This is a genomic window from Xylophilus sp. (genome assembly GCA_009914555.1).
GTDB lineage: Bacteria > Pseudomonadota > Gammaproteobacteria > Burkholderiales > Burkholderiaceae_C > WNDY01.
On the sequence record WNDY01000032.1, the window covers coordinates 13,567 to 37,208 of the forward strand.

The following is a 23,642-nucleotide window of genomic DNA, read 5'->3' on the forward strand; positions in this document are numbered from 1 at the left end:
CCAGGGCGCCGTTCTCGTTTTGGTCTGCCGCCGGTCAGCGCGGCAGGTCGGAATAGCCCATCAGGAACTCGTCCACCGCCCGTGCGGCCTGCCGGCCCTCGCGGATCGCCCAGACGACCAGCGACTGGCCCCGGCGCACGTCGCCCGCGGCGAACACCTTGGGCACGCTGGTCGCGTAGCCGCCGGTGAAGTCGGTCGTGGCCTTGGCATTGCCGCGGGCGTCCTTTTCCACACCGAACGCATCCAGCACGGCGGCGGCCGGGCTCACGAAACCCATGGCCAGCAGCACCAAATCGGCCTTGAGCGTCTGCTCGGAGCCTGGCACCTCGGCCATCTTGCCGTCCTTCCATTCGACGCGCACGGTCTTCAGACCGGTGACCTTGCCGTTTTCGCCGACGAACTCCTTGGTCGCGATCGCGAACTCGCGCTCGCAGCCCTCCTCGTGGCTCGACGAAGTGCGCAGCTTGTAGGGCCAGTAGGGCCAGGTCAGCGGCTTGTTCTCATGCTCGGGCGGCTGGGGCATGAGTTCGAACTGGACCACGCTGGCCGCGCCGTGGCGGTTGCTGGTGCCCACGCAGTCGCTGCCGGTGTCGCCGCCGCCGATCACGATGACGTGCTTGCGGTCGGCCCGGATCTGGCCCTTGAGCTTGTCGCCGGCGTTGACCTTGTTCTGCTGCGGCAGGAATTCCATCGCGAAATGGATGCCGTCGAGGTCGCGGCCCGGCACCGGCAGGTCGCGGCTCTGCTCGGCGCCGCCGGTCAGCAGCACCGCGTCGAATTCCTTGTCGAGCTGCTGCGGCGTGACCGTCTCCTTGGCCCAGTTGGTGAGCTTGGAGCCCTTGCCGAGCGGCTCCTTCGCGGCGCCGACGACGACGCCGGTGCGGATGGTCACGCCCTCGGCCTGGAGCTGCGCGGCGCGGCGGTCGATGTGCGACTTGTCGAGCTTGAAGTCGGGGATGCCGTAGCGCAGCAGGCCGCCGACGCGGTCGTTCTTCTCGAACAGCGTCACGTCGTGGCCGGCGCGCGCGAGCTGCTGCGCGGCCGCGAGGCCCGCGGGGCCGGCGCCGACGACGGCGACCTTGCGGCCGGTCCTGTGCTTGGCCGGGCGCGGCGCGACCCAGCCCTCGGCCCAGGCGCGGTCGATGATCGCGTGCTCGATCGACTTGATGCCGACCGGGTCGTCATTGACGTTGAGCACACAGGCGGCCTCGCAGGGCGCGGGGCAGATGCGGCCGGTGAACTCGGGGAAGTTGTTGGTCGAGTCCAGCACCGCCCAGGCGTTCTTCCAGTCGTCCTGGTAGACCAGATCGTTGAAGTCCGGAATGATGTTGTTGACCGGGCAGCCGTTGTTGCAGAACGGCGTGCCGCAGTCCATGCAGCGCGCGCCCTGGATCTTCGCCTGCGCGGCGTCGAGGCCGATGACGAACTCCTTGTAGTGCTTGAGCCGCTCGCCGACCGGGCGGTAGCCCTCCTCGATGCGCTCGTACTCCAGGAAGCCGGTGACTTTTCCCATGATGGTTCTTTCCTCGTGAGGCTCTTGTCTTCTTACTTGGCCGGCACGGCCTCGGCGGGCCGATTGGTGCGGGCCACGGCTTCCGTCGTCTCCGTGGAGGCGAGCAGGCGGCGGGCGTTGATCTCGGCCAGCGCGCGCTTGTATTCGCTCGGGAAGACCTTGACGAACTTCGCGCGCGACTGGGCCCAGTGGTCCAGCAGGTCGCGGGCGCGCTTGCTGCCGGTCCAGCGGTTGTGGGCTTCGAGCAGGGCGCGCAGCTGTTCGTCGTCGGTCTGGCCGTTGTGCCAGACGTTGCGGTCGATCGTGGCGGCCTGCTCGGCGGCCGGCAGCACGCGGTCGAGCGTGACCATGGCCGTGTTGGCGCGTTCGGCGAAGGTGCCGTCCTCGTCGTAGACGTAGGCCACGCCGCCGCTCATGCCGGCTGCAAAGTTGCGGCCGGTCCTGCCGAGCACGACGACGGTGCCGCCGGTCATGTATTCGCAGCCGTGGTCGCCCGTGCCCTCCACCACCGCGGTGGCGCCCGACAGGCGCACCGCGAAGCGCTCGCCGGCCACGCCGGCGAAGTAGGCCTCGCCGGTGGTGGCGCCGTACATCACCGTGTTGCCGACGATAATGTTCTTCGCGGCCTCGCCGCGGAAGTCGAGGCTCGGGCGCACGACGATGCGGCCGCCCGAGAGGCCCTTGCCAGTGTAGTCGTTGGCGTCGCCGATCAGGTAGAGCGTGATGCCCCGCGTGAGGAACGCGCCGAACGACTGGCCGCCGGTGCCTTCGAGCTGGATGCGGATGCTGTCGTCGGGCAGCCCTTCGGGATGCGCGCGGGTCACCTCGCCCGAGAGCATCGCGCCGACCGAGCGGTTCACGTTCTTGGCCACCTCGATGAAGTGCACGCGCTCGCCCTTGTCGATGGCGGGGCGCGACTTCTCGATCAGCCGGCGATCGAGCGTGGCGGCCAGGCCGTGGTCCTGCTCCTCGACGTGGTAGCGCGGCACGTCGGCCGGCACCTGGGGCTGCGCGAACAGCCGGCCGAAGTCGAGGCCGCAGGCCTTCCAGTGGGCGATGCCCTTTCGGGTGTCGAGCAGGTCGGCGCGGCCGATCAGGTCGTCGAACCGGCGGATGCCGAGCTGCGCCATGATCTGGCAGACTTCCTCGGCGACGAAGAAGAAGTAGTTCACCACGTGCTCGGGCTTGCCCGAGAACTTCCTGCGCAGCACCGGGTCCTGCGTGGCCACGCCGACCGGGCAGGTGTTGAGGTGGCACTTGCGCATCATGATGCAGCCTTCCACCACCAGCGGCGCGGTGGCGAAGCCGAACTCGTCGGCGCCCAGCAGCGCGCCGATCACGACATCGCGGCCGGTCTTCATCTGGCCGTCGGCCTGCACGCGGATGCGGCCGCGCAGGCGGTTGAGCACCAGGGTCTGCTGGGTCTCGGCCAGGCCGATCTCCCAGGGCGAGCCGGCGTGCTTGATCGAAGACCAGGGCGAGGCGCCGGTGCCGCCGTCATGGCCGGCGATCACGACGTGGTCGCTCTTGCACTTGGCCACGCCCGCGGCGATCGTGCCCACGCCCACTTCGGACACGAGCTTGACGCTGATGCTGGCATGCGGCGCCACGTTCTTCAAGTCGTGGATCAGCTGGGCCAGATCCTCGATCGAATAGATGTCGTGGTGCGGCGGCGGGCTGATCAGACCGACGCCGGGCACCGAGTAGCGGCGCTTGCCGATGTATTCGGTGACCTTGCCGCCGGGCAGCTGGCCGCCTTCGCCGGGCTTGGCGCCCTGGGCCATCTTGATCTGGATCTGGTCGGACGACGACAGGTACTCGGCCGTGACGCCGAAGCGGCCCGAGGCCACCTGCTTGATGCGCGAGCGCAGGGAATCGCCATCGGCCAGCGGCAGGTCAACCTCGACGTTCTCTTCGCCGACGATACTCTTGAGCGTGTCGCCCTGGCGGATCGGGATGCCCTTCAACTCGTTGCGGTAGCGCGCGGGGTCCTCGCCGCCCTCTCCCGTGTTGCTCTTGCCGCCGATGCGGTTCATCGCGATGGCGAGCGTGGCATGGGCCTCGGTCGAGATCGAGCCGAGCGACATCGCGCCGGTGGCGAAGCGCTTGACGATCTCGGCCGCAGGCTCGACCTCCTCGACCGGAATCGCCTTGACCGGGTCGATCTTGAACTCGAACAGGCCGCGCAGCGTCATGTGGCGGCGGCTCTGGTCGTTGATGAGCTGGGCGTATTTCTTGTACGTGTTCCAGTGGTTGGCGCGCGCGGAATGCTGCAGCTTGGCGATCGCGTCGGGGCTCCACATGTGCTCCTCGCCGCGGGCGCGCCAGGCGTACTCGCCGCCGGCGTCGAGCATGGTGGCGAGCACCGGGTCGTCGCCGAAGGCGGCCTTGTGCACGCGGATCGCTTCCTCGGCGATCTCGAACACGCCGATGCCCTCGATGCGGCTGGCGGTTCCGGTGAAGTACTTGGCGACCGTGTCGGCATTGATGCCGACGGCCTCGAACAGCTGGGCTCCGCAGTAGCTCATGTACGTCGACACGCCCATCTTGGACATGATCTTCGAGAGGCCCTTGCCGATCGCCTTGATGTAGTTGTAGGTGGCCTTCGCGGGACTCAGGTCGCCCGGCAGGTCCTTGTGCAGCTCGGCCAGGGTCTCCAGCGCGAGGTAGGGATGCACGCCTTCCGCGCCGTAGCCGGCAAGCACGCCGAAATGGTGTACCTCGCGCGCCGAGCCGGTCTCCACGACGAGCCCGGCGCTGGTGCGCAGGCCCTCGCGGATCAGGTGCTGGTGGATGGTCGACAGCGCCAGCAGCGCGGGGATCGCCACCTGCGTGGGGCCGACCGCGCGGTCGCTGATGATCAGGATGTTGTGGCCGCCCTTGATCGCGTCCACCGCCTCGGCGCAGAGCGACGCGAGCTTGGCCTCGACGCCTTCGTGGCCCCAGGCCAGCGGGTAGGTGATGTCGATCTTGTAGCTCTTGAACTTGCCCTGCGTGGCCGCCTCGATGTTGTTGAGCTTGGCCATCGCGTCGAAGTCCAGGATCGGCTGCGGCACTTCGAGGCGCAGCGGCGGGTTGACCTGGTTGATGTCGAGCAGATTGGGCTTGGGACCGATGAAGGACACCAGCGACATGACGATGGCCTCGCGGATCGGGTCGATCGGCGGGTTCGTCACCTGGGCGAACATCTGCTTGAAGTAGTTGTAGAGCGGCTTGTCCCTGGACGACAGCACGGCCAGCGGGCTGTCGTTGCCCATGGAGCCGATGCCCTCCTCGCCATTTCGGGCCATCGGCGAGAGCAGGAACTTGATGTCCTCCTGCGTGTAGCCGAAGGCCTGCTGGCGGTCGAGCAACGTCACACCTTCGGCTGCGGCCGGCTGCGCGACCGCGTCACCGGCGGCAGGTGCCGGGACGTTCTCGAGCTTGATGCGCAGGTTCTCGATCCACTGCTTGTAGGGCTTGCTGTTGGCGAGGTTGGCCTTGATCTCCTCGTCGTCGATCATGCGGCCCTGTTCCAGGTCGATCAGCAGCATCCTGCCGGGCTGCAGGCGCCACTTGCGCACGATGCGGTTTTCGGCGATCGGCAGCACGCCGGATTCGGAGCCCAGGATCACCAAGCCGTCGTCGGTCACGCAGAAGCGCGCCGGGCGCAGGCCGTTGCGGTCGAGCGTGGCGCCGATCTGGCGGCCGTCGGTGAAGACCACGGCGGCCGGGCCGTCCCAGGGCTCCATCATCGAGGCGTGGTACTCGTAGAACGCGCGGCGGCGCGCGTCCATGGTCTCGTTGCCCTCCCAGGGCTCGGGCATCATCATCATGACGGCCTGGCTGATCGGATAGCCGGCCATCGTGAGCAGTTCGAGGCAGTTGTCGAACGTGGCGGTGTCGGACTGGCCGGCGAAGCTGATCGGGTAGAGCTTCTTCAGGTCCGGACCCAGCACCGGCGAGAACATCACGCCTTCGCGGGCGCACATCCAGTTGTAGTTGCCGCGCACCGTGTTGATCTCGCCGTTGTGGGCGACGTAGCGGTACGGGTGGGCCAGCGGCCACTCGGGGAAGGTGTTGGTGGAGAAGCGCTGGTGCACCAAGCCGATGGCCGAGACGCAGCGCTCGTCGCGCAGGTCGTCGTAGTAGGTGCCGACCTGATCGGCCAGCAGCAGGCCCTTGTAGACCACGGTGCGGCTGCTCATGCTCGGCACGTAGTATTCCTTGCCGTGCTTGAGCTTGAGGTTCTGGATGTTGGCGCTCGCCGTCTTTCGGATCACGTAGAGCTTGCGTTCCAGGGCGTCCTGCACGATCACGTCGGCGCCGCGGCCGATGAAGACCTGGCGCAGGATCGGCTCCTTCTTGCGCACCGTGGGCGACATCGGCATGTCGCGGTTGACCGGCACGTCGCGCCAGCCCAGCAGCACCTGGCCTTCGGCCTTGATGGCGCGCTCCAGTTCCTGCTCGCAGGCCAGGCGCGATGCGTGTTCCTTCGGCAGGAAGATCATGCCGACGCCGTATTCGCCGGCCGGCGGCAGCGCCACGCCCTGCTTTGCCAGCTCTTCGCGGTAGAGCGCGTCGGGGATCTGGATCAGGATGCCCGCGCCGTCGCCCATGAGCTTGTCGGCGCCCACGGCGCCGCGGTGGTCGATGTTCTCGAGGATCTTCAGCGCCTGGGTCACGATGTCGTGCCGCTTCACGCCCTGGATGTGGGCGACGAAGCCGAGGCCGCAGGCGTCGTGTTCGTGGGCCTTGGAATAGAGGCCGTGTTGCTGGAGATGCTGGATTTCGGCAGCCGTGGTCATGGCGTGCTCCTGTCAAAGATCGCGGGGCAGCGCAAGCATAGGGCAGCGCAGCGTCCACGCCAAGCAGAAAAATAGGGGTCGGATTACAAATTTTTATTGAAAGTAGTTCTCATCAAATAATTAGGGACATATTGAAAATGCGATGCCCGGGCCCGTGTGCCGGCGGCGGAACGCGCGTAGGATGGCGCAGCCGTCCGCCGTGTCGGCCAAGCCCCCGTCGTCCAGCACTTTGTACGCCGCTCCCTAGGAACCCTGCCATGGCAAAACGTCCCGAATCCTCCAAGCCCAAGGAACTCACGGCCGAGCGCCGCAGCGATCTCGAAAAACGCCGCAAGGCGCCCCTGGCCACACCGAGCGACCTGCCGGCCGAGGCCACGCGCGACATCTCAGCCGCCCTCAACGGCGTGCTCGCCGACGTGTTCGCGCTCTACCTGAAGACCAAGAACTTTCACTGGCACCTGAGCGGGCCGCACTTCCGCGACTATCACCTGCTGCTCGACGAGCAGGCCGACCAGCTGTTCGCGCTGACCGACCTGCTGGCCGAACGGGTGCGCAAGGTCGGCGGCACGACGCTGCGCTCCATCGGCGACATCGCCCGCCGCCAGCGCATCCAGGACAACGATGCGGATTTCGTCGACGCGCAGGACATCCTGGCCGAGCTGCGCGAGGACAACAAGACGCTCACCGCCCTGCTGCGCGCAGCCCACGAGGTTACGAGCGGGCACAACGACATCGCCTCTTCGAGCCTGATCGAGAACTGGATCGACGAGTCGGAACGTCGCACCTGGTTCCTCTTCGAAGCAGCGCGGACGCAGTCCGCATAACAAACCCCTACCCGTATATCTCCTTGCCGCTTTTTCTACAGGCGGCAGAGGGGCATACCCCCGGATCTATCGCCGGTCCGTGGCCGCGGGCGGTGCCTGGCGCGCCGGCCTTCCTGCCCGCGAGCGGGTCAGCCGGCGCGGCGTGGTCCGCTGCAGCTCGGCGACGAAGGCCGCATCGCCGAGCGCCCAGCCCGCGAGCGTGGCGTCCACGATGGCCATCTGCTGCGCCAGCGAGAGGCCGGCGCGCACCCTGTCGGCGTAGGCCGCCTCGCGTGCGAACGGCGTGTTGCCCAGCTCCCAGAACGGGGCCGGTGGCGTGAGCAGGCGCTGGGGCCGCTGGCCGGCGTAGTGGCCGTGGCTGGACCAGGGATAGTCCTCCGGCAGGCCGACCAGCGCGGCATGGACGGGATTGAGGTCGAGGTAGACCATGCACGGCAGCAGCCAGCGGTCCGGCTGCACGACGGTGGCGCGGTAGCGCCCCTCCCACAGCGTGCCGCTGCGGCCATGCCGGTCGTTGAAATGGCGCACGTAGCGCCGACCCAGCGCCTGCATCAGGCGCGGCAGGCCGTCGGCCGCCCCGGGCGTGAGGAGCAGGTGCAGGTGGTTGGGCATCAGCACGTAAGCGTGCAGCGCCACCTTTTCCGCCGCGGCATGCTCGGCCAGCAGGGCCAGCATGCGCTCGTAGTCGGCATCGCCGTCGAACACCGGCTGCCGGTTGTTGCCGCGCAGGAGCACATGGTGCGGCAGACCGGCGAGGCTGAGGCGGGGCAGTCGGGCCATGGCGTATTGTGGCTGCGATGCAGACTGGAGGGGTATACAGCCGTAGCAGCCTTGCCTCGTCCACCCCAGCCCTATACCGCAAGGGGTATCAGGACACCGATTCGGTGTTGCCGCTGTCTTCCGGCGCCTGGGTGTGCTTGATGAAGACCTGGGCGGCCCAGATGCCCAGCTCGTAGAGCACGCACATCGGGATGGCCAGCGCCAGTTGCGACACCACGTCCGGCGGTGTGACCACGGCGGCGATGATGAAGGCCAGCACGACGAAGTAGCCGCGGAAGGACTTGAGCTTGTCGACCGGGACGATGCCCAGCCGCGCCAGCACCACCACGGCGATCGGCACCTCGAACGCGAGGCCGAACGCGAGGAACATGGTGAGCACAAAGCTCAGGTAGGCCTCGATGTCCGGCGCGGCGGTGATGCTCTTGGGCGCGAAGCTCTGGATGAAGGCGAACACCTTGCCGAACACGAAGAAGTAGCAGAACGCCACGCCGAGGAAGAACAGAATCGTGCTCGACACCACGAGCGGCAGCACCAGCTTCTTCTCGTGCGAATAGAGCCCCGGCGCAACGAAGGCCCAGACCTGGTAGAGCACCACCGGCAGCGCGACCAGGAAGGCCGACATCAGCAGGATCTTCAGCGGCACCATGAACGGCGAGATCACCGAGGTGGCGATCAGCGTCGCGCCCTTGGGCAGGTGCGCCACGAGCGGCGCGGCCAGCAGGTCGTAGAGCTGGCCGGGCCCGGGCCAGAAGAACAGCACGGCCGCGGCCACCGCGATCGCGGCGACGGCGCGGATGAGCCGGTCGCGCAATTCGATGAGGTGCTGCACGAACGGCTGCTCGGTGCCGGCAAGTTCGTCGGCGGGATCGTGGTTGTCAGGCATGGTGGGATTCAACGGGGCCGGCAGGCGGCGCGGCGGCCGGCGCAGGACAGCCTGCGATGCGGGGGATCAGTGGAACTTCTGCGGACGGTAGCGGGCCACGCGCGCCGCGCCCGACAGCGCCTTGGTGCGCACGCCGGCGCGGGCCTTGTACCACTGGGGCGTGGCGCCGCGCTTGATGCGCCAGTTCTTGCCCGGGTGCTTGTAGCTCGGCGCCGCCGGCGCGACGGCCGAGGCGGACTCGAAGCTCGACGCGGCGGTCGTGCCGTCGGTACCCGTGGCCGACGACCACTGGTTCTCGAACTCGCTGGCGGTCGCGTGGATCGACTGCTGCACGTCGCGCGCGGCCGTCTCCACCGTGTCCTTCATCTTGCGGAGTTCGTCGAGTTCCATCGAGCGGTTGACCTCGGCCTTGACGTCGGCCACGTAGCGCTGCGCCTTGCCCAGCAGCGTGCCGACGGTGCGGGCCACGCGCGGCAGCTTCTCGGGGCCGATCACGATGAGCGCGACAGCGCCGATCAGCGCCATCTTGGAAATGCCGATGTCGATCACGGTGCGAAGCGGATGCGGTTCAGGACCTGGTCTTGGCTTCGACGTCGATGGCGGACTTGTCCGGCGACGGCGCGTTGGCGACCTTGGCCGTCGGCGCCACGTCGGCGGCCGGTGCGTCGGAAGCGCCGTCCCTCATGCCGTCCTTGAAGCCCTTGACGGCGCCGCCGAGGTCCGAGCCGATGTTCTTGAGCTTCTTCGTGCCGAAGATCAGCACGACGATGGCCAGCACGATCAGCCAGTGCCAGATGGAAAAGGAACCCATGGATCTACTCCTGATGCAATGGCGGGATTCTAGGCCGTGTCGGTGATTGCGCCGGTTACAGCCCCTGAAACCAATACGGCATAGCCCTGGGGGCGGCTAGCCTTTCTTCCACGGCCGCGGCCCGCCGATGACGTGCAGATGCAGGTGGTGCACCTCCTGGCCGCCGTGCTCGCCGGTGTTGACCACCACGCGGAAGCCGCCCTCGGGGTACGGTTCGGCGCCGTTCTCGGCCGCGAGCCGGGGCGCCAGCGTCATGATGCGGCCCAGCAGCGGGGCATGCTCCGGCGTGACGTGTGCGAGCGAGGGGATGTGCTCCTTGGGGATCACCAGGAAGTGCACCGGCGCCCAGGGCGCGATGTCGTGGAAGGCGAGGATCTCGTCGTCCTCGTAGACCTTGCGCGAGGGGATCGTGCCCTCGACGATCTTGCAGAAGATGCAGTTGGGGTCAGATCGCAGCGGCATCCGCGGGCTCCAGGGGTAGTCGGCGGTTCATGCGCACCATGCCCTTGATGATGCGGTAGAGGAACCAGAGTGAAATCAGACTCCAGGCGATCCAGCCCGGCACGAAGAACAGCAGCCACAGCGGCGCGGTGACGATGTAGAGCACCGCCGCCCAGAGCACCGAGCGGATGCGCCAGCGGAAGTGCGAGGACTGCCAGGTGCCGGCCGCGTCGTCGCGCTTGACCAGGTCGATGATGAGCGCGATGAGCAGCAGCACCAGCGACGGCTGGGCCGACGGGATCACCACGGCGACGGCCACGATGAAGTGCAGCACATAGCTGACCCAGCCGATGGCCACGAGCGAATCGTCGGGCGGCGGCAGGCGTGCCGGTTCGATGCTGCCATTCATGGGGGAGTACTCCTTCGCTGCGGGCGGCAGCCGCCCGCTACAGATGCATACCCTGGGTCAGTCACCCTGCGATTCACGGGCCTGCGCCTTGCGCAGCGCCTTTTCCTCGATGCCGCTGGTGCCCTCGCGGCGCTCCAGTTCGGCCAGTACCTGCTGCGGCGTGAGCCCATAATAGGTCAGCGCAACCAGGCTGTGGAACCACAGGTCGGCCACTTCGTAGACGATCTTTTCGGCGTCGCCGTCCTTGGCGGCCATCACGGTCTCGGTCGCTTCCTCGCCGATCTTCTTGAGGAAGGCGTCCGGACCCTTGTGCAGCAGGCGCGCAACGTAGCTCGTGGCCGGATCGCCGCCGTTGGCGGGCTTGCGGCTCTCGATCACGGCGGCGAGCCGTGAGAGGGTGTCGTTGGAGGTGGTCGTGCTCATCGCTCGCCTACTCATTATCTGTAGATGGATTGCGGGTCCTTGAGCACCGGCTCGACCGCCTGCCAGACGCCGTTTTCCAGCCGCTGGAAGAAGCAACTGTGGCGGCCGGTGTGGCAGGCGATGCCGGGTTCGTGGCCCTGCTGCGTGACCTGGAGCAGCACCACGTCGTTGTCGCAGTCCAGGCGGATCTCGTGCACGGTCTGCACGTGGCCCGACTCCTCGCCTTTGAACCACAGGCGGCTGCGCGAGCGGCTGAAATACACGGCGCGGCCGAGTTCGGCCGTCTTTGCCAGGGCCTCGCGGTTCATCCAGGCAAACATCAGCACGTCGTTCGTGCCCTTCTCCTGGGCGATCACGGGGACCAGCCCCTGGGCGTCCCACTTCACGTCGTCGAGCCAGGTCATCGTCAGAGCCTCACCTCGATACCGCGCTCGGCCATGCGCTGCTTGGCCTGGCCCACGGTGTACTCGCCGTAGTGGAAGATGCTCGCGGCCAGCACCGCGTCGGCACCGCCCTGCTGCACGCCGTCGGCCAGATGGTCGAGGCTGCCGACGCCGCCCGAGGCGATCACCGGCACCGGCACCGCATCGGCCACGGCGCGGGTGAGTTCAAGGTCGAAGCCGCTCCTGGTGCCGTCCCGGTCCATGCTGGTCAGCAGGATCTCGCCGGCGCCGCGCCGGGCCATCTCGGCGGCCCAGGCCACGGCGTCGAGCCCGGTGTTCCTGCGGCCGCCGTGACTGTAGACGTCCCAGCCCGGGCCGTGCGCGGCCCGGTCCTCGCCCTGGCGGCGCTTGGCGTCGATGGCCACGACGATGCACTGCGCGCCGTAGCGGGCCGCGGCATCGTCGATGACCTGCGGATTGGCGATGGCGGCGGAGTTGAAGCTGGTCTTGTCGGCGCCTGCATTGAGCAGCCGGCGCACGTCGTCCACCGTGCGCACGCCGCCGCCGACGGTCAGCGGAATGAACACCTGCGAAGCCACAGCCTCGATGATGTGCAGGATCAGGTCGCGGCCGTCGCTGGTGGCGGTGATGTCGAGGAAGGTGAGTTCGTCGGCGCCCTGCTCGTTGTAGCGCGCGGCGATCTCCACCGGGTCGCCGGCGTCGCGCAGTTCGACGAAGTTGACGCCTTTGACGACGCGGCCGCCCGTGACGTCCAGACAGGGGATGATGCGTTTGGCAAGCATCCCGCCATTGTAAGGACGCCCTCAGGCCCGGCGGGCGGACAGCCACAGCGATGCCGCGCACAGCACGATCAGGATCGCGCCGTAGCCGTTGGCCGTGGCGGTCAGTCCGAACCGCCCGGCCGCCACGCCCGCGCCGATGGCCGGCAGGCTGTTGGCCAGGTAGCTCAGGATGTAGAAGGCCGCCAGCACCCCGGCCCGCTCGTGTGCCGCAGCCGGTGCCAGCACGGTGCGCAGCGCGCCGAGGAAGCCGGCGCCGAAGCCGGTGCCGGCCACGACCACGCCGGCGAAGAAGACGGCGACCGAGCCGGCATGCAGGCCCGCGAGCGAGATCGCCGTGCCCAGCGCCAGCGCCGTGGCGCCGTAGCGCACGAGGACGGCCGTGGCTTGGCGCCCGAGCGCCAGCGTGGCCAGCACGCCGCTGAAGGTCAGCGCCGCCACCAGCAGGCCGCCTTCGACCGGCGACAGGCTGCCGCTGACCGACCGCACCAGCGACGGCCCCAGCGACAGATAGAGCGCGCCCAGTGCCCACACGGCCACCTCCACCGGCGCCACCGACCAGAAGGCGCCGCGCACCTGCGGCGGCAACTGCACGCGCGGGCGCAGCGAAGCCCAGCCGCCGGGCCGCAGGCTCGCCGTCTCACGCAGGCGCAGCACCGCCAGGCCCAGCACCGCGAAGACGGCCAGCAGCAGCCAATAGACCAGCCGTGTCGGCGCCGGGGCGAACTGCACCAGCAGGCTCGCGCCCAGCGCGCCGGCGCCCAGGCCCAGGCCCGGCACCATGCTGTTGAGCCATGCGCCGCGGCCCGGCGCATGGTCGATGACCGTGGCGCTCAGCGCGCTCGCCGCCACGCCGGTCGCGAAGCCCTGGATCACGCGCGCGACCATCAAGGCATCGACCGACGGCGCCACCGCGAACACCGCCATCGACAGCGCCTCCAGCGCCACCGCGCCGACGATGACCGGGCGGCGCCCGGCATGCTCCGACAGCGCGCCGGTCACCAGCAGCGCGGCCAGCAGGGCGAACGCATAGACGGCGAAGACGACGGTCAGCCGCGCCGGCGAAAAACCCCAGGCTTCGCGGTAGAGCGCATAGAGCGGCGTGGGCGCGCTTGACGCGGCGAAGAAGAAGGCCAGCAGTAGGGAGGCCAGCGCGGCCGAGGCGGCCGGGCCGAAGGTATGTCGCGCAGCCGGAGAGCGGCGGTATGGTGGGAAGGGAGCATGCATGGTTGCACTTCAAAGGCTAAAGTTTTGCTTTTGCAAGGTGTTCATCATCGCGCCAAAGCAAAATATTTGCTTTAACGCTCCCACCATGTCCATCCGAGAAGGCGTTCATCCCGGTGGCCGCAGCGCCCGGGTGCAGGAATCGGTCCATGCCGCCGTGCGCGCGCTGCTGGCCGAGCACGACCGTGCGGCGCTCACCGTGCCTATGGTGGCCGCGCGTGCCGGCGTGACGCCTTCGACCATCTGTCGTCGCTGGGGCGACCTCGGCGACCTGCTGTCCGATGGGGGCCGCGGGCCGCAGCAGTGCGGGCAATTCACTGCGGACCAGGTGGCGCGGATGCTGGAGCGTGCCCAGGCGCGTGGCGAGTCGGCGCCATCGCTCGACCGGGTGCTCGACCGGTTGGTCGCGCCCATCGTCTACCGCGCGCTCTACCGCTGGCCGGCGCCGTCGGACGACTATGCGCACAGGCTGGTCGACGACTGCCTGCGCGTCAGCTAGAAGCCGACCAGCGCAGCTGCTGCCAGCCTTGCCAACGGGCACCGGGAGCGAGCGCGACCGGCGCATCGACGCTGGCGGCTTCCACGCAGAGCAGGTGCCGCCAGTCCTCGTCCGGCAGATCGGCCAGCGTGCGGGCGAGCACCGGGCCGGGGTTCCAGACCACGGTCTGCGGGCACCTGGAGCTCTGCGCGATGTGCAGCGTGCCGCGGCCGGGCTCCGTCAGCGCCAGGATTTGCGCGGGCGCCTGGTAGACGCTGTCGAACTCGGCGCCGAAGGCCGGCGCGCCCTGCTGCGGCGCATGGCAGTCGGCCACCGCATCCCAGCGCGCCGCGCCGTCGAGGCCGTCCAGCCGCACCTGCTGCACGTCGTCGACCCGCAGGTAGGTGTGCAGCGCCGTCGTGAAGGACCAGGTGGAAGCACCGGTGTTGGCCACCGACAGGTGGATCTTCAACGCGCCCGGCCGCAGCTCCACCGTCAGCCGCGCATGGAAATGCGCCGGCCAGAACGCCTGCGTGGCCACGCCGCGGCGCAGGCCCAGCACCGCACGGGCGGGCTGCGCCTCTTCCACCTGCCACGGCATGTGGCGCGCGAACCCATGCTTGACCAGCGGGCCGCGCTGGTTGAACTGCGGAAAGCACACCGGCACGCCGCCGCGGATCGCGGCCTGGCCGTCCAGCACGGCCTGCGGGCTCAGGTAGAGCCGCTCGGCGCCGTCGGAGGTCTGCCAGGAGACGACCTGCGCGCCGTGCGGCAGCACGACGGCGCGGTCGCCGCCGAGCAGCGCCAGCGCGATGGCCGGCTGGCCGTGGAAGTCGATGAAGTTCCGGGACAAAAAGCGTCGACCCTGTTTACTCTGCGGCGCCGTTCAGCTCGTCGGCCCGCGCCTGCGCCGTGGCGAAGTCGAGGTCGCCCGAGTAGATCGCGCGGCCGCAGATCACGCCCTCGACGCCCTCGCCTTCCACTGCGCAAAGCTGCTCGATGTCGGCGATGGTCGACAGGCCGCCCGAGGCGATCACCGGAATGGTCAGCGCCTGGGCCAGCTTGACCGTGGCGTCGATGTTGATGCCCGAGAGCATGCCGTCGCGGCCGATGTCGGTGTAGATGATGGACTCGACGCCCCAGTCCTCGAACTTCTTCGCGAGATCGACCACCTCGTGGCCGGTCAGCTTGCTCCAGCCGTCGGTGGCGACCTTGCCGTCCTTGGCATCGAGGCCTACGATGATGTAGCCGCCGAAGGCGCTGCAGGCGTCCTTGAGGAAGCCCGGGTTCTTCACCGCCGCCGTGCCGATGATCACGTAGCGCAGGCCGTTGTCGATGTACTTCTCGATCGTGTCCAGGTCGCGGATGCCGCCGCCGAGCTGCACCGGGATCTCGTCGCCCACGGCCTTGAGGATGGACCGGATGGCCGCGGCATTCTGCGGCTTGCCGGCGAAGGCGCCGTTGAGGTCCACCAGGTGCAGCCGGCGCGCGCCCTGCTCCACCCACTTCAGCGCCATCGCCGCCGGGTCTTCTCCGAAGGTGGTGGACTGGTCCATGTCGCCTTGCTTGAGACGCACGCAGTGGCCGTCCTTGAGATCGATCGCGGGAATGAGAAGCATGGTGCTGAAACGCAGAGAGAAAACGGGCAGCCGGTCGGCGTGTGAGTGAAAAAACACCCGCGTCAGGCGGGTGCGTTGTGACGGATCAGGGATTCCAGTGGAGGAAATTGCGGTACAGCTGCAACCCCTGGTCAGCGCTTTTCTCGGGGTGGAACTGGGTGGCGAAAATATTATCGCGGGCCACGGCCGCGGTAAAGCGTCCGCCGTAGTCGGCCTCGCCCACGCCGTGGCGCGGATCGCGCGGCTGCGCGTAATAGCTGTGCACGAAGTAGAACCAGCTGCCGTCGGGCACGCCGGCCCAGATGGCATGCGGCCGGGTCTGCCGCACCCGGTTCCAGCCCATCTGCGGCACCTTGAAGCGGCTGCCGTCGGGCTGCCGACGGCCGTCGAGGTCGAAGCGGACGACCTCGCCCGGGATCAGGCCGAGGCTTTCGGCCGGACCTTCGTGGCTGCGGTCGAGCAGCATCTGCATGCCGACGCACACGCCGAACAGCGGCTTGGAAGCCGCGGCCTCCAGCACCGATGCGAGCAGACCCGACTCGCGCAGCTCGCGCATGCAGTCGGGCATGGCGCCCTGGCCCGGCAGCACGACGCGGGTGGCGGCGCGCACCTCGTCGGGACGGTGGGTGACGGCGACCTGCACGCTGCTGTCCCGCGCGGCGGCCTGCACCGCCTGCGAGACCGAGCGCAGGTTGCCCATGCCGTAGTCGACCACGGCGACCGTGTTGCGCGACGGACTCACAGCGATCCCTTGGTCGACGGGATGGTGCCGGCCGCGCGCGGGTCGATCTCGAGCGCGGCGCGCAGCGCGCGGGCGAAGGCCTTGAACACCGTCTCGGCCTGGTGGTGGGCATTGATGCCCTTGAGGTTGTCGATGTGCAGCGTCACGCCGGCGTGGTTGACGAAGCCCTGGAAGAACTCGTAGGTCAGCTGCGTGTCGAAGCCGCCGATGCTGCCGGCGGTGAACGGAATGTGCAGGTGCAGGCCCGGGCGGCCGGAGAAGTCGACCACCACGCGCGACAGCGCCTCGTCGAGCGGCACGTAGGCGTGGCCGTAGCGGCGGATGCCCTTCTTGTCGCCGACGGCGAGCGCGAACGCCTGGCCCAGCGTGATGCCCACGTCCTCGACGGTGTGGTGGCCGTCGATGTGCAGGTCGCCGTCGCATTCGACGTCGAGGTCGATCAGCCCGTGGCGGGCGATCTGGTCGAGCATGTGGTCGAAGAAGCCGATGCCGGTGGCCAGGCGCGCGGCGCCGGTGCCGTCGAGGTCGATGCGCACGGTGATGCGCGTCTCGGCGGTGGTGCGGGTCACCTCGGCCGTGCGGTGGGCGGCAGCGGGCGCGGGAACGAGAGCGGAGGAGGTCATAGAAAAGCCTGGAATGCCGCGAGCAGTTGCGCGTTCTCGGCCGGCGTGCCGACGGTCAGGCGCAGGCAGCGGGCCAGCAGTGGATGCATTGTAGAAACGTTCTTGACGAGAACCTTGCGCTCGCGCAGGCCCGCGAACGCGCGGGCGGCCAGGTTCTCGTCGCCCTCCAGGCGCACGAGGATCATGTTGGCCTCGCTGTCCCAGACGTGCACGCCGGGCAGCGCGCGCAGCGCGGCGACCAGCGCGGCGCGCTCGCTGCGCACCGCCGCCGCCTGTTCGGCGAACACGGCAGCATGCTCCAGCGCGAACAGCGCGGCCTCGGCATTGAGCACGCTGATGTTGTAGGGCGGGCGCACCTTGTCGATCTCGCGCACCAGCGCGGCCGGGCCCAGCAGGTAGCCCACGCGCACGCCGGCCAGGCCGAACTTGCTGAGCGTTCGCATCAGCAGCACGTGAGCATGGCGCTGCGGTTCGGCGCGGATGCGGTCGATCCAGCTGCGGCTGGCGAACGGCTGGTAGGCCTCGTCGATGATGACGATGCCGCCCTGCTCCGCCGCGGCGTCGATCACGTCCAGCACGGCCGCGTCGTCCCACAAGTTGGCCGTCGGGTTGTTCGGATAGGCCAGCCAGACGATGGCCGGGCGCTCGGCGGCGATGGCGCTCAGCATCGCCTCGGCGTCCAGTTCGAAGTCGGCCGTCAGCGGCACGCCGACGTAGCGCAGGCCTTGCAGCGTCGCGCTCATGGCGTACATCACGAAGCCCGGCTCGGGCGCCAGCACCGCAGCGCCGGGCTGGTCGCAGGCGATGGCCAGCAGCGAGATCAGTTCGTCGGAGCCGTTGCCGAGCACGATGTCCCAGCCCTCGGGCAGCCCGGCCTGCGTTGCCAGGGCCTGGCGCAGCGCACCGATGCGCGCGCCGGGATAGCGGTTGAGCGCGACCGCGCCCAGGCGCGCGCCAAGCGCGGTCTGTAGTGCCGGTGGCAGCTTGTACGGATTCTCCATCGCGTCGAGCTTGACGAAGCCGGCCGCGTCCTGCACGACGTAGGCGTGCATCGCCCGCACGTCGGCACGGATGCGTTCCAGAGCCGTCATTTCTTTTCGCTGTCGAGTCGCAGCTCGGCCGCGCGGGCATGGGCCTGCAAGCCCTCGCCGTAGGCCAGCGTCGCGGCGATCGGACCGAGCACCTGGGCGCCGGCCGGGCTCACCTCGATCAGGCTGCTGCGCTTCTGGAAGTCATAGACGCCCAGCGGCGACGAGAAGCGGGCCGTGCCGCTGGTGGGCAGCACGTGGTTGGGGCCGGCGCAGTAGTCGCCGAGGCTTTCGCTGGTGTAGGCGCCGAGGAAGATCGCGCCGGCGTGGCGCAGCAGCGGCTCCCAGCGGCGCGGGTCGCGGCTGGATACTTCCAGGTGTTCCGGCGCGATGCGGTTGCTGATCGCCGACGCCTGCTCCATACTCTCCGTCAGTATCAGTGCTCCTCGGCCGTTGAGCGACTTGGCGATGATCTCGGCGCGCGGCATGGCAGGCAGCAGACGGTCGATCGATGCCTGCACCGCGTCGATGTAGGCGGCGTCGGGGCACAGCAGGATGCTCTGCGCCAGCTCGTCGTGCTCGGCCTGGCTGAACAGGTCCATCGCCACCCAGTCGGGCGGCGTGGTGCCGTCGGCCAGCACCAGGATCTCGCTGGGCCCGGCGATCATGTCGATGCCGACGGTGCCGAACACGCGCTTCTTGGCGCTGGCCACGTAGGCGTTGCCGGGGCCGGTGATCTTGTCGACCCTGGGCACCGTGGCCGTGCCGTAGGCCAGCGCGGCCACGGCCTGGGCACCGCCGATGGTGAAGGCGCGCGTGACGCCGGCCACGCAGGCGGCGGCCAGCACCAGTTCATTGCGCTCGCCCCGCGCGGCCGTGGCGGCGCCCGAGCCCCCGGTGGCCACGCTGCCGCGCACGGGCGTAGGCACGACCATGATGATTTCCTGCACCCCGGCCACATGGGCGGGGATGGCGTTCATGAGCAGGCTGGACGGGTACGCGGCCTTGCCGCCGGGCACGTAGATGCCTACGCGGTCCAGCGGCGTGACCTTCTGGCCCAGCAGGGTGCCGTCCTCGTCGCGGTAGCTCCAGCTTTCGCCGCTGGCCTTCTTCTGCGCCTCGTGGTAGCTGCGCACCCGCTTCGCCGCGGCCCGCAGCGCGTCGCGCTGGGCCTCTGGAATGGCGTCGAACGCGGCCTTGAAATCGGCCTGCGTGAGCTCCAGCGCCGCCATGCCGGGGGCGCAGAGGCCGTCGAAGCGCGCGGTGTACTCCAGCACGGCCGCGTCGCCGCGCCGCTGCACGTCGGCCAGGATGTCGGCCACGCGCTGCTCGATGGCGGCGTCGGTGTCGGCCGACCAGTGCAGCCGGGCCTGGAAGTCGGCCTCGAACGTCGGCGAGGCGGTGGACAGGCGCAGCGGCCGGGCTTGCAGGGTCGTCGTCATGGCGTATCAGTCCTTCGGGATGGCGCTGGCGAAGGCGTCGATGATGCGGCGGATCGGCTCGCGCTTGAGCTTGAGCGCGGCCTGGTTGACCACCAGGCGTGCGCTGATGTCCATGATCCGCTCGACCTCGACCAGCCGGTTGGCCTTGAGCGTGTTGCCGGTGGAGACCAGGTCGACGATGGTGTCGGCCAGGCCGGTCAGCGGCGCGAGCTCCATGCTGCCGTAGAGCTTGATGAGGTCCACGTGCACGCCCTTGGCCGCGAAGAAGTCGCGCGCGATGGACGTGTACTTCGTCGCGGCCTTCAGCCGCGCGCCCTGGCGCACCGCGTGGGCATAGTCGAAGTCGTGGCGCACGGCCACGCTCACGCGGCAGCGGGCGATGTTCAGGTCCAGCGGCTGGTAGAGGCCACCGCCGCCGTGCTCGATCAATGTGTCCTTGCCGGTCACGCCGAGGTCGGCACCACCGTATTCCACATAGGTGGGCACGTCGGTGGCGCGCACCAGCACGACCTGCACGTCGGGTCGGTTGGTCGGCAGGATCAACTTGCGCGACTTCTCGGGGTCTTCCAGCACCTCGATGCCGGCGGCGGCGAGCAACGGCAGGGTCTCGTCGAAGATGCGCCCCTTCGACAGGGCCAGGGTGATGGTCATGCGGAAATTCTCTCGATGTCGGCGCCCAGCAGGCGCAGCTTCTCTTCCATGCGGTCGTAGCCGCGGTCGAGGTGGTAGATGCGGTCGACCACGGTCTGCCCGTCGGCCACCAGGCCGGCGATGACGAGGCCGGCGGAGGCGCGCAAGTCGGTCGCCATGACGGTGGCGCCCGACAGGCGCTCCACCCCCTCGACCACTGCCGTGCGGCCGTCGGCCTGGATGCGCGCGCCCAGGCGGGCCAGTTCGTTCACGTGCATGAAGCGGTTTTCGAAGATGGTCTCGGTCACCGTCGCGGTGCCGGCGGCCACGGTGTTGAGCGCCATGAACTGCGCCTGCATGTCGGTCGGGAAGCCCGGGTATCCGGCGGTGCGCAACGACTGGGCCTTGAGCCGGCCGTCGGCACGGATGCGCAGGCCGCCGGGCGCCGGTTCGATGGAGGCGCCGGCCTCGCGCAGCTTCTCGATCACCGCGTCCAGGTGGTCGGCCCGCGCATGGCGCAGCAGCGCCTGGCCGCCGGCGGCCGCCACGGCGCAGAGGAAGGTGCCGGCCTCGATGCGGTCGGCCACCACCTCGTGGATGCAGCCGTGCAGCCGGTCCACGCCCTCGATGCAGATGCGGCTGGTGCCGTGGCCTTCGATGCGCGCGCCCATGGCGATCAGCATGTCGGCCAGGTCGGCGATCTCGGGCTCCTGCGCGGCGTTTTCCAGCACCGTCTCGCCCTCGGCCAGCGTGGCGGCCATCAGCAGGTTCTCGGTGCCGGTGACGGTGACCATATCGGTGGCGATGCGCGCGCCCCGCAGGCGGCGCTGGCCGGTGGGCAGGCGCGCGATCATGTAGCCGTGCTCGACGGCGATCCCGGCGCCCATCGCCGTCAGGCCCTTGATGTGCTGGTCCACCGGCCGCGCACCGATGGCGCAGCCGCCGGGCAGCGCGACGGTCGCCTCGCCGAAGCGCGCCAGCAGCGGGCCCAGCGCCAGCACCGAGGCGCGCATGGTCTTGACCAGCTCGTACGGCGCCTCGGGCGAGGTCAGCGTGCCGGCGTCGATGCGCACCACGCCGGCGGCCGCGCCGCGCTCGGCCGCCACGCCCATGGCGCGCACCAGCGCGAGCATGGTGGTCACGTCGTGCAGCTGCGGGACGTTGCGCAGCTCGACCGGCTCGGCCGTGAGCAGCGCGGCGCACAGCGCGGGCAGCGCGGCGTTCTTGGCGCCGGAGATGGCGACCTCGCCCTGCAGGCGGCGGCCGCCGCGGATCAGCAGCTGGTCCATGCGCTCAGTCCTTGCCGCCGGCGGTCGCCCACTCGGCCGGCGTGAAGGTCTTCATCGACAGCGCATGGACCTCGTTGGTCTGGATGCGCGTTCCCAGCGTGGCATAGACCTGCTGGTGGCGGCGGATGCGGCTGAGGCCGTCGAAGCGCGGCGAGACGATGGTGGCGTACCAGTGCGCGCCGTCGCCCTCCACGGTGATGTGGTCGCAGGGCAGTGCGGCAGCGATGAGTTCGCGGAGTTGGTCGGCGGTCATGGTGGGGCGGAGACAGGAAGAAACGTCAGGCGCGGAGCTTGTAGCCGGTGCGCAGGAGGTGCAGCGCGATACCACTGACCACCAACCACGCACCGCCGACGATCGCCAGGCTCAGCCACGGCGAGGCGTCGCTCACCCCGAAGAAGCCGTAGCGGAAGCCGTCGATCATGTAGAAGAACGGGTTGAGGCGGCTTGCGCCCTGCCAGAAGGCGGGCAGCGAATGCACCGAATAGAACACGCCGGACAGGAAGGTCATCGGCATGATGAGGAAGTTCTGGAACATCGCCATCTGGTCGAACTTCTCGGCCCAGAGCCCGGCGATCAGCCCGAGCGTGCCGAGCAGCGCCGCGCCGAGGAAGGCGAAGACGAGGATCCACGGCGGCGCCGCGAAGCCGGTGCGCACGAAGCCCAGCGTGACGACGAACACGCCCAGCCCGACGACCAGCCCGCGCACGACCGACGAGCCCACGTAGGCCAGGAACCAGCCGCGCGGCGGCACCGGCGTGAGCAGCACGAAGACGAGGCTGCCCATCACCTTGCGCTGGATCAGCGACGACGAGGTGTTGGCGAACGCGTTCTGCAGCACGCTCATCATCACCAGGCCCGGCACGAGGACGGCGGTGTAGCCCACCCGGTCGTAGACCTTGACGTGGTCTTCGAGCACGTGGCCGAAGATCAGCAGGTAGAGCACAGCGGTGAGCACCGGCGCGCCGACGGTCTGGAAGCCGACCTTCCAGAAGCGCAGGACCTCCTTGTAGAACAGCGTGCGCCAGCCGCCGGCCCCTCCCTCCACCGCGGCGGGCGCGGCCGTGGCCGGCAAGGGGCGCGCCGCTGCGCGCTGGCCGCGATGCGGGTCGGCGCTCATCGCGCCACCTGCGCAAGCTCGATCGGCACCGGGGCCGACATCACCTGGAGGAAGACGTCCTCCAGGTCGGCGCGGCGGATCTCGACATCTTCGGGTGCCAAGCCGGCCCCACGGATACTCCCCAGGAGTAACTCGATCTCGCGGGCGTTATGCACCGGCAGCTGGATCATACTCCCAGTGGTACGCGCACGCACTGCCAGGTCGCGCGGCAGTTCGCCGCGCTCCAGCCGGAACTGCAGCACGCTGCTGCCGGAGGCCTTGCGCAGCAGCTCGCTGGTGCAGTCGAGCGCCACGATGCGGCCCTGCTTGAGCATGGCGATGCGCCCGCAGAGCGCCTCGGCCTCTTCGAGGTAGTGGGTGGTCAGCAGCACGGTGTGGCCGTCGCGGTTGAGCCGGGCGACGAACTGCCAGAGGGTCTGGCGCAGCTCCACGTCGACGCCGGCCGTGGGCTCGTCGAGCACGATGACCGGCGGCTTGTGCACCAGCGCCTGCGCCACCAGCACGCGGCGCTTCATGCCGCCCGAGAGCTGGCGCATGTTGGCCGTGGCCTTGTCGGCCAGGCCCAGGCTCTCCAGCAGCTCGTCGATCCAGGCGTCGTTGTTGCGCAGACCGAAGTAGCCGGACTGGATGCGCAGCGTTTCGCGCACGTTGAAGAAGGGGTCGAAGACGGTCTCCTGCGGCACGATGCCGAGCTTGCGGCGCGCGGCCGCGTAGTCGGCCTGCACGTCGCTGCCGCCCACGGTCACGCGGCCGGCCGACGGCCTGGCCAGGCCGGCCAGGATGCTGATCAAGGAAGTCTTGCCCGCCCCGTTGGGGCCGAGCAGGCCGAAGAATTCGCCTTCGGCGATGTCGAGGGACACGTCATCGAGTGCCCGCAGGGGGCCGCGTGGCGTCGCGTAGGTCTTGGAGACCGATTGGAAGGATACGGCGGCGGGCATGGGGACCCGCGATTTTAAGGTGCGCCGCCGCCCGGGGCTGCCGCAGACCCCGGGACAGCGGCCTCAGCCGGCCGGCAGCAGCGTATCGACGCCGTACAGCTTCGCCAGCCCGGCCAGGCCGTCGTGCAGGCTGCGCACCGCGAACGCCCGGCCGCGCACCAGCGCCTCGCGCCGGCAGTCGAGCAGCACCGCGAGCGCGGAGCTGTCGAACACGGCGAGCGCCGACGCATCCGCCACCACCGGGCCGCTCCGGCGCCCCGCAGAAGCGTCGAGCCCCTGCACCAGCATGTCGCGGCAAGCCGCCGCCTTGCCGAAGGTGATCTCGGCGGGCAGCACCAGCGTGGTGGCACCGGCATCGGCGGTCTGGCTCCTGCTCACCCCGGCTCCCCCCGCCCCCCTGCGCCACCAAAGGTGCCGACAACCGGCGCGGCGCAAGCCATCGGACGCCGCGCAAGGG

The 23,642-nt window shown here is 69.3% G+C and carries 26 protein-coding genes; 2 read left to right on the forward strand and 24 right to left on the reverse strand.

Going from position 1 to position 23,642, the window contains the following annotated elements; all coding sequences use genetic code 11:
• Nucleotides 1-34: 34 nt before the first annotated feature.
• Nucleotides 35-1,513, reverse strand: a complete 1,479-nt coding sequence (locus tag GAK38_RS14410) for a glutamate synthase subunit beta (RefSeq protein ID WP_325345239.1) — start codon at nucleotides 1,511-1,513, stop codon at nucleotides 35-37.
• A gap of 32 nt (nucleotides 1,514-1,545) precedes the next feature.
• Entirely contained in the window at nucleotides 1,546-6,300 is a 4,755-nt protein-coding gene (locus tag GAK38_RS14415; RefSeq protein ID WP_325345241.1) for a glutamate synthase-related protein, read from the reverse strand.
• A gap of 257 nt (nucleotides 6,301-6,557) precedes the next feature.
• Between GAK38_RS14415 and GAK38_RS14420 the strand changes: the two genes are divergently transcribed.
• Nucleotides 6,558-7,124 (forward strand): Dps family protein, encoded by a 567-nt coding sequence (locus tag GAK38_RS14420; RefSeq protein WP_325345243.1) that lies wholly within the window; start codon nucleotides 6,558-6,560, stop codon nucleotides 7,122-7,124.
• A 66-nt stretch (nucleotides 7,125-7,190) separates the two neighbouring features.
• Here the strand turns inward: GAK38_RS14420 and GAK38_RS14425 are convergent, their stop codons facing one another.
• The 10 genes from GAK38_RS14425 to GAK38_RS14470 form a co-directional block, all read right to left on the reverse strand.
• Nucleotides 7,191-7,904 carry a transposase gene (locus tag GAK38_RS14425; RefSeq protein ID WP_325345245.1) on the reverse strand — a complete coding sequence of 238 codons (714 nt, stop codon included), beginning with the start codon at nucleotides 7,902-7,904 and terminating at the stop codon, nucleotides 7,191-7,193.
• Between the two features lie 88 nt (nucleotides 7,905-7,992).
• Nucleotides 7,993-8,787, reverse strand: a complete 795-nt coding sequence (gene tatC / locus GAK38_RS14430; RefSeq protein ID WP_325345246.1) for a twin-arginine translocase subunit TatC — start codon at nucleotides 8,785-8,787, stop codon at nucleotides 7,993-7,995.
• A gap of 66 nt (nucleotides 8,788-8,853) precedes the next feature.
• Nucleotides 8,854-9,336, reverse strand: coding sequence for a Sec-independent protein translocase protein TatB (gene tatB / locus GAK38_RS14435; RefSeq protein ID WP_325345248.1), 483 nt, complete (start codon nucleotides 9,334-9,336; stop codon nucleotides 8,854-8,856).
• 19 nt (nucleotides 9,337-9,355) lie between these two features.
• Entirely contained in the window at nucleotides 9,356-9,598 is a 243-nt protein-coding gene (tatA, locus tag GAK38_RS14440; protein ID WP_325345250.1) for a Sec-independent protein translocase subunit TatA, read from the reverse strand.
• A gap of 96 nt (nucleotides 9,599-9,694) precedes the next feature.
• Entirely contained in the window at nucleotides 9,695-10,054 is a 360-nt protein-coding gene (locus GAK38_RS14445) for a histidine triad nucleotide-binding protein (protein WP_325345317.1), read from the reverse strand.
• Complete coding sequence (locus GAK38_RS14450; RefSeq protein ID WP_325345252.1) at nucleotides 10,044-10,448, reverse strand: DUF4870 family protein; 405 nt, start codon at nucleotides 10,446-10,448, stop codon at nucleotides 10,044-10,046. The genes GAK38_RS14445 and GAK38_RS14450 overlap by 11 nt, the downstream gene beginning before the upstream one ends.
• 57 nt (nucleotides 10,449-10,505) lie before the next feature.
• On the reverse strand, nucleotides 10,506-10,871 hold the full coding sequence (locus GAK38_RS14455; protein WP_325345254.1) for a phosphoribosyl-ATP diphosphatase: 366 nt from the start codon (nucleotides 10,869-10,871) through the stop codon (nucleotides 10,506-10,508).
• A 14-nt stretch (nucleotides 10,872-10,885) separates the two neighbouring features.
• Nucleotides 10,886-11,275, reverse strand: a complete 390-nt coding sequence (gene hisI, locus GAK38_RS14460) for a phosphoribosyl-AMP cyclohydrolase (protein WP_325345256.1) — start codon at nucleotides 11,273-11,275, stop codon at nucleotides 10,886-10,888.
• A gap of 2 nt (nucleotides 11,276-11,277) precedes the next feature.
• A complete protein-coding gene (gene hisF / locus GAK38_RS14465) occupies nucleotides 11,278-12,057 on the reverse strand; it encodes an imidazole glycerol phosphate synthase subunit HisF (RefSeq protein ID WP_325345258.1) in 780 nt (259 codons plus the stop codon).
• A 21-nt stretch (nucleotides 12,058-12,078) separates the two neighbouring features.
• Complete coding sequence (locus GAK38_RS14470; RefSeq protein WP_325345260.1) at nucleotides 12,079-13,281, reverse strand: MFS transporter; 1,203 nt, start codon at nucleotides 13,279-13,281, stop codon at nucleotides 12,079-12,081.
• Between the two features lie 85 nt (nucleotides 13,282-13,366).
• On the opposite strand from GAK38_RS14470, the gene GAK38_RS14475 reads away from it, so the two are divergent.
• Nucleotides 13,367-13,777, forward strand: a complete 411-nt coding sequence (locus GAK38_RS14475) for a TetR-like C-terminal domain-containing protein (RefSeq protein ID WP_325345262.1) — start codon at nucleotides 13,367-13,369, stop codon at nucleotides 13,775-13,777.
• Here GAK38_RS14475 and GAK38_RS14480 read toward each other — a convergent pair.
• From GAK38_RS14480 to GAK38_RS14535, 12 genes are all read right to left on the reverse strand, one after another.
• Nucleotides 13,770-14,609, reverse strand: coding sequence for a D-hexose-6-phosphate mutarotase (locus GAK38_RS14480; RefSeq protein ID WP_325345264.1), 840 nt, complete (start codon nucleotides 14,607-14,609; stop codon nucleotides 13,770-13,772). The two genes, GAK38_RS14475 and GAK38_RS14480, sit on opposite strands and share 8 nt — an antisense overlap.
• A 16-nt stretch (nucleotides 14,610-14,625) precedes the next feature.
• On the reverse strand, nucleotides 14,626-15,375 hold the full coding sequence (hisA, locus tag GAK38_RS14485; RefSeq protein ID WP_325345266.1) for a 1-(5-phosphoribosyl)-5-[(5-phosphoribosylamino)methylideneamino]imidazole-4-carboxamide isomerase: 750 nt from the start codon (nucleotides 15,373-15,375) through the stop codon (nucleotides 14,626-14,628).
• Nucleotides 15,376-15,460: 85 nt separating this feature from the next.
• Complete coding sequence (hisH, locus tag GAK38_RS14490; RefSeq protein WP_325345268.1) at nucleotides 15,461-16,117, reverse strand: imidazole glycerol phosphate synthase subunit HisH; 657 nt, start codon at nucleotides 16,115-16,117, stop codon at nucleotides 15,461-15,463.
• Nucleotides 16,114-16,740, reverse strand: a complete 627-nt coding sequence (hisB, locus tag GAK38_RS14495; protein WP_325345270.1) for an imidazoleglycerol-phosphate dehydratase HisB — start codon at nucleotides 16,738-16,740, stop codon at nucleotides 16,114-16,116. The genes hisH and hisB overlap by 4 nt, the downstream gene beginning before the upstream one ends.
• Nucleotides 16,737-17,831, reverse strand: a complete 1,095-nt coding sequence (gene hisC, locus GAK38_RS14500) for a histidinol-phosphate transaminase (protein ID WP_325345271.1) — start codon at nucleotides 17,829-17,831, stop codon at nucleotides 16,737-16,739. The genes hisB and hisC overlap by 4 nt, the downstream gene beginning before the upstream one ends.
• On the reverse strand, nucleotides 17,828-19,210 hold the full coding sequence (hisD, locus tag GAK38_RS14505) for a histidinol dehydrogenase (protein ID WP_325345273.1): 1,383 nt from the start codon (nucleotides 19,208-19,210) through the stop codon (nucleotides 17,828-17,830). Before hisD ends, hisC begins: the two co-directional genes overlap by 4 nt.
• Nucleotides 19,211-19,216: 6 nt before the next feature.
• On the reverse strand, nucleotides 19,217-19,861 hold the full coding sequence (gene hisG, locus GAK38_RS14510; RefSeq protein WP_325345275.1) for an ATP phosphoribosyltransferase: 645 nt from the start codon (nucleotides 19,859-19,861) through the stop codon (nucleotides 19,217-19,219).
• A complete protein-coding gene (gene murA, locus GAK38_RS14515; RefSeq protein ID WP_325345277.1) occupies nucleotides 19,858-21,129 on the reverse strand; it encodes a UDP-N-acetylglucosamine 1-carboxyvinyltransferase in 1,272 nt (423 codons plus the stop codon). The genes hisG and murA overlap by 4 nt, the downstream gene beginning before the upstream one ends.
• A gap of 4 nt (nucleotides 21,130-21,133) precedes the next feature.
• Nucleotides 21,134-21,382: a BolA family protein gene (locus tag GAK38_RS14520; protein ID WP_325345279.1), complete on the reverse strand. Its 249-nt coding sequence runs from the start codon at nucleotides 21,380-21,382 to the stop codon at nucleotides 21,134-21,136.
• Between the two features lie 25 nt (nucleotides 21,383-21,407).
• Nucleotides 21,408-22,247, reverse strand: a complete 840-nt coding sequence (locus GAK38_RS14525; protein WP_325345281.1) for an ABC transporter permease — start codon at nucleotides 22,245-22,247, stop codon at nucleotides 21,408-21,410.
• Nucleotides 22,244-23,185: an ABC transporter ATP-binding protein gene (locus GAK38_RS14530; protein ID WP_325345283.1), complete on the reverse strand. Its 942-nt coding sequence runs from the start codon at nucleotides 23,183-23,185 to the stop codon at nucleotides 22,244-22,246. The genes GAK38_RS14525 and GAK38_RS14530 overlap by 4 nt, the downstream gene beginning before the upstream one ends.
• Before the next feature lie 63 nt (nucleotides 23,186-23,248).
• Nucleotides 23,249-23,563 carry an STAS domain-containing protein gene (locus tag GAK38_RS14535; protein WP_325345285.1) on the reverse strand — a complete coding sequence of 105 codons (315 nt, stop codon included), beginning with the start codon at nucleotides 23,561-23,563 and terminating at the stop codon, nucleotides 23,249-23,251.
• Nucleotides 23,564-23,642 lie beyond the last annotated feature (79 nt).